The organism is Nocardia sp. NPDC102475, assembly GCF_055584605.1.
In genome coordinates, this window is record NZ_JBVJLS010000003.1 from 39,162 (window position 1) to 52,260 (window position 13,099).

At 65.8% G+C, this 13,099-nt stretch carries 14 protein-coding genes; 3 read left to right on the forward strand and 11 right to left on the reverse strand.

The window, feature by feature from the left end; translation table 11 throughout:
• Positions 1–8: 8 nt before the first annotated feature.
• Complete coding sequence (locus ACZ60G_RS05955; protein WP_465807677.1) at positions 9–356, reverse strand: DoxX family protein; 348 nt, start codon at positions 354–356, stop codon at positions 9–11.
• Positions 357–459: 103 nt separating this feature from the next.
• Here ACZ60G_RS05955 and ACZ60G_RS05960 point away from each other — a divergent pair, with 103 nt between their 5' ends.
• Positions 460–1,344 carry a sigma-70 family RNA polymerase sigma factor gene (locus ACZ60G_RS05960; protein ID WP_465807679.1) on the forward strand — a complete coding sequence of 295 codons (885 nt, stop codon included), beginning with the start codon at positions 460–462 and terminating at the stop codon, positions 1,342–1,344.
• A gap of 266 nt (positions 1,345–1,610) precedes the next feature.
• Here ACZ60G_RS05960 and ilvD read toward each other — a convergent pair whose 3' ends face one another.
• Together ilvD and ACZ60G_RS05970 are read right to left on the reverse strand one after the other, a co-directional pair.
• The gene (gene ilvD / locus ACZ60G_RS05965; protein WP_465807681.1) at positions 1,611–3,317 is read right to left on the reverse strand and encodes a dihydroxy-acid dehydratase; all 1,707 of its coding nucleotides are present in this window, start codon (positions 3,315–3,317) and stop codon (positions 1,611–1,613) included.
• 57 nt (positions 3,318–3,374) lie between these two features.
• Positions 3,375–3,794 (reverse strand): MarR family winged helix-turn-helix transcriptional regulator, encoded by a 420-nt coding sequence (locus ACZ60G_RS05970; protein ID WP_465807683.1) that lies wholly within the window; start codon positions 3,792–3,794, stop codon positions 3,375–3,377.
• 67 nt (positions 3,795–3,861) lie between these two features.
• Between ACZ60G_RS05970 and ACZ60G_RS05975 the strand changes: the two genes are divergently transcribed.
• Positions 3,862–4,611, forward strand: a complete 750-nt coding sequence (locus tag ACZ60G_RS05975; protein ID WP_465807685.1) for an alpha/beta fold hydrolase — start codon at positions 3,862–3,864, stop codon at positions 4,609–4,611.
• An 8-nt stretch (positions 4,612–4,619) separates the two neighbouring features.
• Here the strand turns inward: ACZ60G_RS05975 and ACZ60G_RS05980 are convergent, their stop codons facing one another.
• From ACZ60G_RS05980 to ACZ60G_RS05990, 3 genes are all read right to left on the reverse strand, one after another.
• Complete coding sequence (locus tag ACZ60G_RS05980) at positions 4,620–5,795, reverse strand: MFS transporter (RefSeq protein ID WP_465808365.1); 1,176 nt, start codon at positions 5,793–5,795, stop codon at positions 4,620–4,622.
• Positions 5,796–6,153: 358 nt separating this feature from the next.
• Positions 6,154–6,630 (reverse strand): hypothetical protein, encoded by a 477-nt coding sequence (locus ACZ60G_RS05985; RefSeq protein ID WP_465807687.1) that lies wholly within the window; start codon positions 6,628–6,630, stop codon positions 6,154–6,156.
• A complete protein-coding gene (locus ACZ60G_RS05990) occupies positions 6,627–7,574 on the reverse strand; it encodes a quinone oxidoreductase family protein (protein ID WP_465807688.1) in 948 nt (315 codons plus the stop codon). The genes ACZ60G_RS05985 and ACZ60G_RS05990 overlap by 4 nt, the downstream gene beginning before the upstream one ends.
• Before the next feature lie 89 nt (positions 7,575–7,663).
• On the opposite strand from ACZ60G_RS05990, the gene ACZ60G_RS05995 reads away from it, so the two are divergent.
• The gene (locus tag ACZ60G_RS05995; RefSeq protein ID WP_465807690.1) at positions 7,664–8,119 is read left to right on the forward strand and encodes a MarR family winged helix-turn-helix transcriptional regulator; all 456 of its coding nucleotides are present in this window, start codon (positions 7,664–7,666) and stop codon (positions 8,117–8,119) included.
• A 526-nt stretch (positions 8,120–8,645) separates the two neighbouring features.
• Here the strand turns inward: ACZ60G_RS05995 and ACZ60G_RS06000 are convergent.
• Genes ACZ60G_RS06000 through ACZ60G_RS06020 form a run of 5 tightly spaced genes read right to left on the reverse strand, consistent with a single transcriptional unit; the run spans position 8,646 to position 13,098 of the window.
• Positions 8,646–9,119, reverse strand: coding sequence for an HAD-IIIC family phosphatase (locus tag ACZ60G_RS06000; RefSeq protein ID WP_465807692.1), 474 nt, complete (start codon positions 9,117–9,119; stop codon positions 8,646–8,648).
• 58 nt (positions 9,120–9,177) lie between these two features.
• Complete coding sequence (locus ACZ60G_RS06005) at positions 9,178–10,062, reverse strand: SDR family NAD(P)-dependent oxidoreductase (protein WP_465807693.1); 885 nt, start codon at positions 10,060–10,062, stop codon at positions 9,178–9,180.
• Positions 10,059–10,991 carry a diacylglycerol/lipid kinase family protein gene (locus ACZ60G_RS06010; RefSeq protein WP_465807695.1) on the reverse strand — a complete coding sequence of 311 codons (933 nt, stop codon included), beginning with the start codon at positions 10,989–10,991 and terminating at the stop codon, positions 10,059–10,061. The genes ACZ60G_RS06005 and ACZ60G_RS06010 overlap by 4 nt, the downstream gene beginning before the upstream one ends.
• Positions 10,976–11,698: an HAD family hydrolase gene (locus tag ACZ60G_RS06015; protein WP_465807697.1), complete on the reverse strand. Its 723-nt coding sequence runs from the start codon at positions 11,696–11,698 to the stop codon at positions 10,976–10,978. Before ACZ60G_RS06015 ends, ACZ60G_RS06010 begins: the two co-directional genes overlap by 16 nt.
• Complete coding sequence (locus tag ACZ60G_RS06020) at positions 11,695–13,098, reverse strand: nucleotidyltransferase domain-containing protein (RefSeq protein ID WP_465807699.1); 1,404 nt, start codon at positions 13,096–13,098, stop codon at positions 11,695–11,697. Before ACZ60G_RS06020 ends, ACZ60G_RS06015 begins: the two co-directional genes overlap by 4 nt.
• Position 13,099: the final 1 nt, after the last annotated feature.

Below are 13,099 nucleotides of genomic sequence, written 5' to 3' on the forward strand. Positions count from 1 at the left end.
GGGCGGAGTCAGGCGTAGGCGAATAGGGCCAGGGACGCTGCGGACAGCAGCAGGTAGGGCATGGGATAAGCGATGTCGGCGTACAGCTTCGCTCGGATGATGGTGATTTCTGCGCCGAGGAAATACAGGACCAGGCAGAGCGCGGCGGTGAGGCCCAGTGGCGGGATGGCCAGGCCGATCAGGAGGCCGAGGCCGCCGAGGGCTTTCAGGATGGCCAGTGGGTTGAGGGTCCATTGTGGGAGGCCGTAGCCGAGCATGGTCTCGCGCACCTGCTCCGCCTTGACGATGTCGAAGCCGGTGGCGGCGAATGCGGCTACGGCGGCGAGGATGGTGACGACGACATATGCGACAGACATGGGAACTACCCTCCGGTTAGCTGGGTTCTGCGGGTCTGCGATCGTGGGTGGGACACCCGATCGCCCTATCCACGTGACGGATGCCGACCGCGAAAGGTGACCGATGCACGCACAGGAATTGTTGGCGCGACGATTCGAGACGCACCGCGATCACCTGCACGCGGTCGCCTACCGGATGCTCGGATCGGCCAGTGAAGCCGAGGACGCGGTGCAGGAGGCCTGGCTGCGGCTGGACCGCTCCGACACGAGCGAGGTCGAGAATCTGGCGGGGTGGTTGACCACGGTGGTCTCCCGGATCTGTCTCGATATGCTGCGCTCGCGGACCGCCCGCCGCGAGGATCCGATCGATCGGATCGTCGAACTCGGCGACGCCGCCTACGACCGCGATCCGGAAAGCGAAGCGGTGCTGATCGATTCGGTCGGGCGCGCGCTACTGGTGGTGCTGGATACGCTCGGTCCCGATGAGCGGGTGGCATTCGTGCTGCACGATATGTTCGCCGTTCCCTTCGATCAGATCGCGCCGATCGTCGGGCGCACCAGCGCCGCTACCAAGAAGCTCGCCAGCCGGGCCCGCACACGCGCGCACGGCGATGCGACCGCGTCCACCGCCGAACTCGCACAGCAGCGGCACGTCGTGGATGCCTTCCTCGCCGCCGCCCGCAGTGGTGATCTCGACGCACTGCTCGCGGTCCTCGCGCCCGATGTGGTGCGTACGGCCGATCCGGCCGCACTGCCCTCGGGTATGGCGCCTGTCGCGCGGGGTGCGCAGGCGGTGGCCCGCGAAACCGTCATCCTGCGCCGCCGCTCTCAGGTCGCCACGCTCGCGCTGGTCGACGGAGCGGTCGGCATCATTGTCGCGCCGCGCGGCAAACTGCTACTCGCGCTGGCGGTTACGGTCCAGGACGACCGGATCGCGGGCTACGAGGTGATCGCCGATCCGACCCGCCTGCGGCAATTCGACATCGCCGTGCTTCCTGAATTGCCCTGAGCCAGAGGAAATTCAGGCCGTCGAGCATCAGCCGCAACGCATCACAAAGGCAACAAGAGCCCCGGTCCGGCCGGGAGGCCCTCGGCTGCCCATCGCCCCCCGGCTACCCCTTGATGAAACACATCGGACGGATCCAACCCGAGCCCCGAATCACCGCCATCGAAAACCCGAGCCGAATGGTCGCTTACGGAATGCCTCCGAGCCCATTACGATTCGCCTCGGCGGTCGATCGGACCAACGGCATCGGCAGCCGACGACTCCCACGGTCAGTCGCAGACGGCACCGAAGGACGCCGAGCCCACCAACTTCGAGTATTTGGCGAGCACGCCGCGTGTGTAGCGCGACGGCAGCGGTTTCCAGCCTTCGCGGCGGCGGTCGAGTTCTTCGGGGGCGATGAGAAGGTCGAGGGTGCCTGCTGCGACGTCGAGGCGGATCTGGTCGCCGTCGTGGACAAAGGCGATCGGCCCGGCATCGACCGCCTCGGGAGCGACATGGCCGACACAGAGACCGGTGGTGCCGCCGGAGAAGCGTCCGTCGGTGAGCAGCAGCACGTCCTTGCCGAGGCCCGCCCCCTTGATGGCCGCGGTGATCGCGAGCATCTCGCGCATGCCGGGGCCACCCTTGGGCCCCTCGTAGCGGATGACCACCACATCGCCCGCGGTGATCGTGCCGTCCTCGAGCGCGTCCATCGCCGCCCGCTCGCGATCGAAAACCCGCGCCGTACCGGTGAATACGTCGGAATCGAAGCCTGCCGACTTGACCACCGCGCCGCCGGGCGCGAGCGATCCGGCGAGGATGGTGATGCCTCCGGTCGGGTGGATCGGAGATGCCATGGCCCGCACCACTTTTCCGTCGGGATCCGGCGGGGAGATGGTGGCGAGGTTCTCCGCGACCGTGCGCCCAGTGACGGTCAGGCAGTCGCCGTGTAGCAGTCCGGCATCGAGCAGCGCCTTCATCATCACCGGCACGCCGCCGATCCGGTCGACATCGGTCATCACATGTCGCCCGAAGGGTTTCACATCGGCGAGGTGCGGCACCCGGCGGCCGATGCGCGCGAAGTCCTCGAGTGCCAGATCGACTTTCGCGTCGTGGGCGATCGCCAGCAGATGCAGTACGGCATTGGTCGAGCCTCCGAAAGCCATGACCACCGCAATCGCGTTCTCGAAGGCCTCCTTGGTGAGGATGTCCGCCGTCGTGATGCCCCGCCGCAGCAATTCCACCACCGCCTCACCGCTGCGCCGCGCATAACCGTCGCGACGCCGATCGGTCGCGGGCGGTGCCGCACTGCCGGGCAGCGACATACCCAATGCCTCGGCCGCGCTCGCCATGGTGTTCGCGGTGTACATGCCACCACAGGCGCCCTCACCAGGACAGATGGCGCGCTCGATGGCGTCCACATCCTCGCGACTCATCAAACCGCGCGAGCAGGCGCCGACCGCCTCGAACGCATCGATGATCGTCACTTCGCGCTCGCTGCCATCGCTGAGTTTCGCGATACCGGGCAGGATCGAGCCCGCGTACAGGAACACACTCGCCAGGTTGAGCCGCGCCGCCGCCATCAGCATGCCGGGTAGGGATTTATCGCATCCGGCCAGCAGCACCGAACCGTCGAGCCGCTCGGCCTGCATCACGGTTTCCACGCTGTCGGCGATCACCTCCCGCGATACCAGGGAGAAATGCATGCCCTCATGTCCCATGGAGATGCCGTCGGAGACCGAAATGGTCCCGAATTCCATCGGATACCCGCCGCCCGCGAACACCCCCTCCTTGCACGCCTTGGCAAGCCGGTCCAGCGACAGATTGCACGGCGTGATCTCGTTCCACGAGGAGGCCACCCCGATCTGCGACTTCCCCCAGTCACCGTCGTCCATGCCAACCGCCCGCAACATGCCACGCGCGGCCGTCTTCTCCAGACCATCGGTGACATCGCGACTACGCGGCTTGATATCGGGACCGTTCGGATCATTGACCATGGCCACATCATTCCCCGCCCGCACCCACACCGCTGTCGACCACGCCGATCAGGGTGACTATCCGTGCGTGCCGATTCGCTGGAGCAGATCGAGCAGGGTCGCGCGTTCGCCGGCGGACAATGCGGCGAAGGATTCGGTCAATACCTCGTTCGCGACCTGATGACCGGCGCGCAGGACCTCCTCGCCTGCGACGGTCAACCGGTGTTCGATGGCTCGACCGCGACCGGGGGTGCGGTCGATGAGACCGCGTGTCACGAGCCGGTTGGCGAGGGTACCGAAGGCCTGCTCGCTCTGGAATGTCTCCTCGGCCAAGGCGCGTGCGGTGGAACCGGGATTGCGGTCGATGGCGCGCAAGGCGTCCCACTGGGCGAGGGTGGTTCCTACGGTCGCGAGCCGATTGTCCAACGCACGGTGGTGGCGGTACTGCGCCTGTTTGACGGCGCGTCCCAGGGCTTGCAGATCACCAGGCATGGACATGACCCTAACAGTATGACTAAGCTTGTTTATATCAACATGTTTAGTCAATGGATCGAGGAGCTCGACGATGCCCGCAGAAACCCGGCCACAACCCCCGCTCACCATCGCCGAATCAGGCAGCGGCCCAACAGTTCTCGTCCTGCACGGCGGCGCAGGACCGGCCTCGGTGGCCGGTGTCGCCGAGCACCTGTCCCGCTCGTCGCATGTCATTGCACCGACCCATCCGGGTTGGAATGGCACACCATTGACATTCGACAGCATCGGCGATCTTTCACGCGCCTACCTGGACCTGCTCCACGATCGCGATCTGCAGGACGTTTTCGTCGTCGGCTCCTCGATCGGCGGCTGGATCGCCGCCGAAATGGCCGTCCGTGATCACGACCGCCGGATCGGCGGACTCGTGCTGATCGATGCGACCGGCGTATGGTTCGACGACGAACCGATCGCCGACTTCTTCGCCCTCGACGCCCGCGGCGTGGCCGAGCACTCCTTCCACGACCCCGCGCGCTTCTACCAAGATCCCGCTGATGTTCCCGCCGCACAATCGGCTATGCGCCAAGGGAATATGGCCGCACTACGGACTTATGCGGCCGACCCGTACATGCACAATCCCCGACTGCTCCCCCGACTCGCCGCCGTCACCACCCCCACCCTGCTGCTCTGGGGTGAAAGCGATCGCATCGTCACCCCGGCCTACGGCGCGGCCTATGCCGATGCCCGCTTCGAAATCATCCGTGCGGCAGGGCATTTGCCCCAACTGGAACAGCCGGAGGCCACATTCGACCAGATCGACGGATTCCTCTGGTCAGTGCGGTAGCGGATCGGTCACACGCGTCGACTCGACGTGCCGAGGCGAAGCCGGCTGGTTACGAAGACGAGCAGCGCTATGAGCTGGATGGCAGCAGTAACGCTGACCACGGCGGTCAGAGACCGGGCGTAGAGCAGACCGAGGAGCGCGGATCCGGCGAACGCGGCCAGGCCCGAACCGGCGGCGAAAATACCGTAGGCGGTACCGCGGCGGTGCGCCGGGACCAAGTCGGCGACCGTCGCGCGGAGTGTCGATTCCTGGACGCCGAGCACCGCACCCCACAGCAGTGCACCGATGACTGCGGGAATCGCATTGTCCTGAAAGGCAAGTGGCGGGATGAAAGCCGAGAGTAGGGGCACCACAATGAGGATTCGGGCACCGATGCGGTCGTAGCACCATCCGGTGAGCAGGGCGGCGAGGGCATCGACGACCATTGCCGCGGCATAGACGACCGGGATCACCGCCACCGGCAGGAGTTCGCGGGTGGCGAGATGGAAGGCGAGCAAGCCGAACCCGGCGAAGCCAGCGGTGGTTGCGGCGGCGAAGGCGAGGTAGGTCCAGAACTGCGACGGCAATCTGGTTGGGACCGTTGCGGTTTCGGTTGGCACCGTCGGTTCGTACGCGGCCGGATTCGGCACGCGCGCCCACAACCTCCCCAACACCACTAGGACGGCGACACCGGGTACTGCCAGTGCGAAGAACGCTGGGCGGTAGTCACCTGCCGAAAGCACGAGTATCCCCGCGACGACAAGCGGCCCGACCAACGCGCCGATCTGATCGAGTGCCTCGTGCACCGCGAACCCACGACCGCGACCGACGGCACCCGCCGCATGCGACAGCAGCACATCCTTCGCGGGACTGCGCACCGCCTTACCCGCCCGCTCCGCGATCACGAGCACCCCCGCCGACCACAACCCAGTCGCGAACCCGAGCAGCGGAACCGAGGCGACGGTCAGTGTGTAGCCGCCGAAGGCAATCGGCCAGTAGGCGCGCGTCCGATCGGTCAGCGGACCGCTCACCAAACGACCGGCGAGCGCGAATGCCTCCCCTGCCCCGGTGATCACACCCACCAGAACAGCGCTCGCACCGAGCGAGGCCAGATACGGACCGATGACCGCCCGAGCGCCCTCGTACACGATATCGGCGAGCAGACTGACCACACCGAATCCGACGACGAACCGCCATGGACTCATCGCCGCGGGCCTGGGCACGACCGCCGACACGCTCAGAGAATAGCGACGATCCGCCGACCCAGCAGGCTTATGCACCCCGCCCTTGGAGGCCGGATCCGCCGGCCGGCAGGTGCGGATGGTGGTGCCGTAGTGACGGCCGAGCGCGACGATGTCGGGGTTGCGGACCGCGAGCCCGGCGATATGGGTTGTAGTGACAGTCTTTTCGTTGTCGGTCAGCAGATAGGTGGGGACCCCGCCGATCGTGCGGAACGTGGTGTCCAGGCAGGCCAAGATCGTTGGGACGGTCTTGTCCAGCACCGGGATCACCACCCGGAAGCGGGACCAGGCAAGCCATGCGCACCACAACGAGGTGCGACGGTCACCGATGCGGGCCCCAGTCGTACTGAATCCACAGTCCAGGCTCGGCGACCCACGGGCGGTGGATTCGCCGGTGCCCGGTCCGGTAGGAGTCCTTGACGGCAGCGACTGCGCGGCGGGTGGTGCGCTCGCTGCCGCCGAATCCCAGCGCGAGCAGCCGCTTGTGTATATGGTCGGCGCCGATCTTCCCGGCAGATGCCTCGACGAGTTCCTCGATCTTGGGCATGAACTCGTCGATCAGTCTCACCCGGGCAGCGGGTTGTGTCGGATCGGTTCCGCCGCTGCGTAACTGGACGTAGCGGCGCACGGTGTGGTGGTCGCAGCCGATCAGTTCCGCAGCACGCCGATAGCTGCCGGTCAGGTCGTAGGCGGCCAGGATCTCCATGATCTCCTCGTCGGTTTTCATCACTGCCAGCACCTCGGCGATCCGGCCCGCGACGCAGGAGGTGTCGCGGCCGGATCGCCGAGGAGGCTTCATCCGATGCGGACGATGCTCTTGCCGCGCGTCACGCCGCCGGCCAGGTTCGCGATCGCGGTCTCGACATCGGCGAGGGCGTATTCGGCGGTGACATCGACCCGCACCGACCCGTCGGCGACCGCCGCCATCGCGCGGGCAGCGCTGTCGGCCAACCGGTGTGGCCGGGTCTGGCTGGCCAGGTTGCTGTTGTAGGTCAGTAGCGACTGGCCGTGCATCAGCAGATCGTTGGCCGAGACGGTGACCGGTTCGAAGGTGGCGATGTTGCCGTAGACCACGATCCGCCCGTGCGCGGCCAGCCGGGCCAGGCTCGCGACCCTGGTGGGCCCACCGATCGGGTCCAGGATCACGTCGAAGGTCTCCTCACTCACGGCATCCGGGAACTGGTCGCGGGTCAGGATCTCGTGGTATCCGAATTGGCGGGCGTACTCGACCCGGCCGGGATTGCTGACCACCCCGACGATTCGCTGCGCGCCCGCCGCAGCGGCGAACTGCCCGGCCAGCGACCCGACACCACCGGCCGCGGCATGGATCAGCACACTGTCCTCGGCACGGACCCCGCCGACGGTGTTGATCAGGTCGTAGGCGGTGGGTGTCACCCATCCGAACCCTGCCGCCGTGCGCTGGTCGACGCTGGAGGCATCGATCGCCAGCACCGACGGTGCGGTCACCACTTCGGCGTAGGCACCCCCGCCGACCAAAGCGACGACCTGCTCACCGATGCGGTTATCGTCCACGCCCTCGCCCACGGCAATGATCTCGCCGGCGGCTTCGAAACCCGGCACGAACGGGCGCGGGATCGGGAAATGCGCGTCGCGCACTAGCACGTCACCGTACTGCACCCCCGCGTAGGCGACACGGATCGCGACCTCACCCGGCCCGGCCACGGGCTCGTCGATCTCGGAGATCGTGAACCTGTCATCGGTGTCCAGCACTACAGCCTTCATCACATACAACTTTCTGTGTTGACTCAGTATCCTGATACTCAGGAACTTAAGCAATATCAGATAGCTGAGTCAACTTAGGGAGTTGTGACATGGTCGACATGCCGGTCGAGGAATACGTGTGCACCCGCATCCGCCGTGCCGAACAGGCACTGATGGCCCACCACGAGGCGGTGCTGCGCGGCTACGGGCTGACCATGACCCAATACACGGTGCTGTTGACCCTGTCCCGCGGCGACGCCATGTCCGGCGCCCAGCTGGCCCGCGCCTGCGGAGTCACCCAGCAGAGCATGGCCACCGTCCTGACCGGCATGCAGAACAAGAACCTCATCGACCGCACCCCGTCACCGGTGCACGCCAAGGTCATGATGGCCACCCTCACCCCGGCCGGTCGTGGCCTGCTCGACCGTGCCTACCGCGAGGTCATCGTGCTCGAACGCGCCCTCACCGACCGATTCACCCCCGAGGAGCACAAACAGTTCTGCGAATTCCTCGACCGCGCCACCACCACCCTCATCGAGCAAACCCCCACCGGCCACACCAACTGACCATCCGCAACCAGAAGAGCTGGGGAAATCCACTGTCCGCCAATGTGTTAGACCCGCTGGCCGCCAGCGGGGAGAAATACCTGGCCGCTGACACCCAGCACGACAAGGTCCCGACACAGAAGTAGCTCGGCGCGCTGCGTCCCTACCACACTCAGCTTCTGTCAGAACACGCTCACAGAATGTGCCACGTGGTTGGGACATCCGCCCGTAACGCCTCGATCCGTCGCAGAACCTCGGCGGCGGTGGTTGAGCCTGGAGCCGACTTGCGGGCGTTGGTGGTGATCATGCGTAGTTCCCGAAGGTCTCGCAGCCATGCGTACCCCGGCCATTCCCGGATATCGAGCCCGTACCGGCGACAGAACTGCGGGAAATCGACCCGGCCGACAAACGTTTCACCGAATACAAGTCCGGCCAGATCTCCGGCAAGACAAGCCGGGAACAAGCAGACAAGGACATCTATCTGGTTCGGGACCAAGGATGGCGTGCCGCCACAGCTTCCACCTGATCTTGATCCCGTTCGCGGGGGTTATCCCCGGATGCTCGCGAAACCCATGGGCGGCGTGGGCGATGGCCCGGTGCGCAGTACCGGGCGGAAGTCGGGAAGTGCGGGTAGCACATCGGCGTTGCGGGCGGCGTAGCAGCGTACGCGCGGGAGTGCGCGGGTGACCTCCGCTCGCTCCACTGGTTCGGCATCGATGAAACCGATGGTGTCCAGGTCCAGGCCGAGGGTGTGCGCGATCCGTACTAGCGACGCCGATTTGCGGCCCCAGCCGATCTCGATGGCCGAGAACATGTCGTAGAGCCCGTGGCGGTAGAGCTTTTTGAGGGTGAGGTCGCGGTCGCTGCGGCTGGCTACGGCGTGCCAGATGCCGCGCTCGCTGAGCTTCAGCAGCGTGCGCAGGGCGGCGGGGCGTGGTGCGCTGCTGGTCGCGTCGCAGACGACACCATCCCAGAGGGTGTTGTCCAGTTCCCAGACAAGACATCTCAGAGCCGGTGCCATCGCCTGCCCCTATCGGTTGGTCATCGCTGCCTCTCCTGCCGTGTCGTCGGCAGATGGGCTACTGCGAAAACCATCCAGCGAACGGCACGTACCGGACAAGCCCCCGCTTTCTTGGGAGCCCGTGCGGCCGAGGTGATACTACCGGTACTGCCCGTGCATGCTCCTGTCGAAGGCCGTAGTAGCGGCGAACGAGCCGTTCGTAGACCCGAGCGGGCGTGAATCGCCGGGTCCAGAACGAGAGCCGAACGTCACTGCCGCACAGATAGGTTTGGCGCGGTTCGGGCGCTTCCAGGATTGTCCGCACCTTTCTGGCTACCATCTCCGCGGACTGTCCGTGCTCCAGATATCCGGTGACGCGCGACAGCACCGAAGTGCGATCCGGCGTGTATGCCTCGATCGGATCGGCAACGCGCGCAGCCGAATCGATGATCGGGGTGACTGTCCACCCCGGCGCGAGAACCGACACGTGGATGCCGAAGCCCGCGGTCTCCATCCGCATCGCCTCACCGAGACGTTCGACGGCCGCCTTGGTGGCCGAATACCAGCCGCCGTAGGGCTCGGCGATCGCGCCCGCACCGGAGCTCACCACGATCACCCGGCCGTGGCCTTGCGCACGCATGATCGGCAGAACTTCGCGCAGCACGCGGTGGGTGCCGATCACATTGGTGTCGATGAGTGCGGCCGCCTCGTCCGGATCGGTCTCCTCCACCGAACCGACAATGCCGTAGGCGGCGAAGGTGACGACCGCATCGATGCGGCCGTGCCGTGCGTGCACGGATTTCACCCAACTGCGCACTGCCTCGGTATCGCGGACATCGACCGCACGCACGTCATCCCGCACGATCTTGTCGCTGCCCTCGACCGTATAGCCGACGCGCGCAAGGTATTCGACGGTCGCCGCGCCCATACCGTTGGCGGCCCCGGTCACCAGGACAACGGTCACAGCGCACACACCTGCAATACGCGCGGCAGCACCTCTAACCGGGCCGATTCCACAATCGTGATCTCGCCGTCCAATTCGAGCGGTGCGGGTGCGCCGGGCCGCAGTTCCACCGCGGTGTCGCGACGGCAGGTGGCCAGCGCCGAACCCCGGAACTTGCCGCGGTAGAGACCTGCGATGAGCCCCAGAATCCGTGCCCGTCCGGCGGCTTCCCAGATATTCACGTCGAACATGCCGTCCGCACGGGTGACCGGCGTGTCGTAGTACATGCCACCGGCGAAGTGCACGCTCTTGAGCACACCGACATTCGTGATCGGTGCGGTGTGCACCCAGTCGGATCCGCGCAGCTGTACGGCCAGTGGCTTGTGGGTGGCGATATTGGTCAGTGCGGTGGCGATAATGGCCGCCTCGACATTGCGGGATTTCAGCCAGCCGATCAGCCCGCGCGCGTTGTTGAACGAATGATTGCCTGCCGCAACGAGTCCCATGCTCGCATTGAGCAGGAAGTATCGGACTGTTCGGGTGCCGTCCGGGAGCAGCATGGTGGCCTTACCGACATCGATGAGCTCGGGTGTGCCGAGCCGGACCGGGATATCGGCGATGCTCGATCGCCCTGGTTTGTGGAAGTCGTTGGAACTGCCGAGACCGATCGCGCCGAGTGCGACCGATTCCGCGCCTTGTCGCGGTCGGTCGGTCGCCGGGTCCATGATCGAATTGAGGACCAGGTTGACCATGCCGTCGCCGCCCGCCGCCACGATCACCTCGGGTGGATCCGCTTCTAGGCTCGCCTGGACCAGTTTCATGGCTTGTTCTGCGTCACTGGGCATTTCGACAGTGAGATCGGTGTTCCGTTCGCGTAGCACGTCTTCTACCGGACGCCACCGCTGCAGCGCGGTCCCGGCATTGGACTGTGGATTTAGGACGACGAGCATGATTTCTCCTCGATACCCAGCCACTCGCGCAGCCGAGGCCAATCCCCCGTATTTACAAGACCCGAATATTTCTGTGGAACAGCGGATTCCGGCACGTTCACGAGGAATACGGGGATCCCGAGAAGTGCCGCCGGCGCGTCGTTGGCAATATCGTTGCCGATCATCACGCACTCCCCCGGTTCCGCGCCGAGCCGGTCGAGCAGTTCGCGGTAGAACTCGATGCGTGGTTTCGAGCGGCGCATGTTCTCGCCGCTGGTGCGGAAGGTGAACGCGGACGGGTCGTAGCCGCCCCAGCCGAGCCGGGTGGTGACGGTGCTGTCCGGCCACAGCGGGTTGGTCGCAACGACCTGTACCGTGCCCGCTTCCTGGAGCCGGGTCACCGTATCCAGTGCCGACGGCTCCGGCGCAAAGCAACCACGCAGACGCGGAAAACCCGTCTCGGCCAGGCTCTTCAGTTGACTGGCCACCGCATCAGGTGTGACCCGCAGCCGCTCGGCGAGCAGTCCGACCATCAGGTCGGTGTTGGTGTGCGCGGTGTCGTTGGCCCGCACCTGCTTCAGCACGCCGGGCAGGACACGCAGAAAACGATGCGGTGGGGTCAACTCGCGAAATGCCTGCGCGGCCGCCAGCGGCATCAGCGCCTTGAACCGGCGTCGATGCAACCGCACCAAGGTGCCGTCCAAGTCCCACAGCACTGTGCGGTTCATTCCTGGCTGTCCAGCACCGCTTGTAGATCGGCGCGGGTCAGGCCCAGCTGGGCCACGTATTCGTCGATGCCCGGACGTACGGTCGCAGCGGTACCGATTCCGGCCCGGCAAGCCAGCTCCGAACCATAGGCGGCACCGAGATCGAAGACGGTCTTGGCCAGAGCCGCCGGAAACAGCCAGCGGCCCAGGTCGCGCTGGAAAACGCGAGTAAGCCGGTAGGGGGCCGAGATTCGCGCACCGAGATCGGATAGCGGCGCTGGGTCGCGCAGCGAACTCATCTTGCGTGCTTCGGCACCGGGCACCAGCAGCAGATCCGACCACAGGCGGCCGAAGCGGTCACGCTTTTCGCTCGCGACGGCGGTCATATTGAATTCGGTGTAGGCCTTTTCGATGCGTGCGGTGTGGGTGGAGCGGCTGCGGAGCAGCGCATGGATATCGGCGGTTTTGCGCGCGGTGTCGTAGCGGGTGAAGCGATTGATCTTCGGCGCGATCCAGCTGATCAAGGCCGCGAACTCCGGTTCGGGCACGAGCCGATCGGCCAGCGAAAGAGCGTGGTACATCAGGCTTTCGCTGCCCGCCTTGGCGATTTCACCGGCCAGCAGGTCGTAGTCGAGGTCATCGGCGTAGCGGGCCAGGTTCCAGATGTCGGCGAGTTCGCGTACACCGGTCTTGTAGTAGGGCAGGTGGATGCCGAGGTGGTGCAGGTTGTCCTCGTGCGACATGGCCCAGGCGGGCACACCGTAGAAGTCGATGCGCCGCACGCGCTTCCAGATCGCGGCGTAGTCGACGGTGTACGGAGCCAACGGGGTGATCAGGCCCCAGTGCGTGCCGACGACGAGGGATCCGTCGCGGGAGACGAACGACGGCAGGTGGTGTGAGCGTTCGGCGCGGACCTTCGGTGCCTTGCCCAGCAGTTCGGAAGTGGCGAAAAGTCCCATCTCCCGGTAGATCTCGATGACGGTGTCCACCTGATCGAGTTCGATGAGGATGTCCAGGTCGTTCATCCGCTTGTAGCGCGGATCATGGTAGATCTCCGCCGAGAACAACATGCCCTTGAGCACCACGCAGCGCACGCCGCGTTCGTCGAAGCGGCGCAACAGTTCCCTGGCACCGGCTAGGCGCCGATCGTTCACGGCGGCAATGTGATCGGTCACGTCGGCGAAATGTGCTCGCACCAGTTCGGGAACGAGCTCGTAGAGTTCCTCGGATGCCAACCGGCGCTGCACCAGTGGGACGGTCGCATTGAGCTTGGCGAGTTCGAAAACCTCGGCCCAGTCGGTGATCTCGTGGGCGAGTTTCGCCAATACGGCGCGTTCGTCCTGACTCGGGTCGGCAAGTGCCGCGTGCACGAGCAGGCGTTCGGAAGCCGTACCGCCCGCGGCGATTTCGGTTCCGGTCATA

What these genes read in the sequence shown, in the direction of transcription:
- ACZ60G_RS05955 (WP_465807677.1), bottom strand. Translation starts at nt 356, where the DNA reads ATGTCTGTCGCATATGTCGTCGTCACCATCCTCGCCGCCGTAGCCGCA.
- ACZ60G_RS05960 (WP_465807679.1), top strand. Translation starts at nt 460, where the DNA reads ATGCACGCACAGGAATTGTTGGCGCGACGATTCGAGACGCACCGCGAT.
- ilvD (WP_465807681.1), bottom strand. Translation starts at nt 3,317, where the DNA reads ATGGTCAATGATCCGAACGGTCCCGATATCAAGCCGCGTAGTCGCGAT.
- ACZ60G_RS05970 (WP_465807683.1), bottom strand. Translation starts at nt 3,794, where the DNA reads ATGTCCATGCCTGGTGATCTGCAAGCCCTGGGACGCGCCGTCAAACAG.
- ACZ60G_RS05975 (WP_465807685.1), top strand. Translation starts at nt 3,862, where the DNA reads ATGCCCGCAGAAACCCGGCCACAACCCCCGCTCACCATCGCCGAATCA.
- ACZ60G_RS05980 (WP_465808365.1), bottom strand. Translation starts at nt 5,795, where the DNA reads ATGAGTCCATGGCGGTTCGTCGTCGGATTCGGTGTGGTCAGTCTGCTC.
- ACZ60G_RS05985 (WP_465807687.1), bottom strand. Translation starts at nt 6,630, where the DNA reads ATGAAGCCTCCTCGGCGATCCGGCCGCGACACCTCCTGCGTCGCGGGC.
- ACZ60G_RS05990 (WP_465807688.1), bottom strand. Translation starts at nt 7,574, where the DNA reads ATGAAGGCTGTAGTGCTGGACACCGATGACAGGTTCACGATCTCCGAG.
- ACZ60G_RS05995 (WP_465807690.1), top strand. Translation starts at nt 7,664, where the DNA reads ATGGTCGACATGCCGGTCGAGGAATACGTGTGCACCCGCATCCGCCGT.
- ACZ60G_RS06000 (WP_465807692.1), bottom strand. Translation starts at nt 9,119, where the DNA reads ATGGCACCGGCTCTGAGATGTCTTGTCTGGGAACTGGACAACACCCTC.
- ACZ60G_RS06010 (WP_465807695.1), bottom strand. Translation starts at nt 10,991, where the DNA reads ATGCTCGTCGTCCTAAATCCACAGTCCAATGCCGGGACCGCGCTGCAG.
- ACZ60G_RS06015 (WP_465807697.1), bottom strand. Translation starts at nt 11,698, where the DNA reads ATGAACCGCACAGTGCTGTGGGACTTGGACGGCACCTTGGTGCGGTTG.
- ACZ60G_RS06020 (WP_465807699.1), bottom strand. Translation starts at nt 13,098, where the DNA reads ATGACCGGAACCGAAATCGCCGCGGGCGGTACGGCTTCCGAACGCCTG.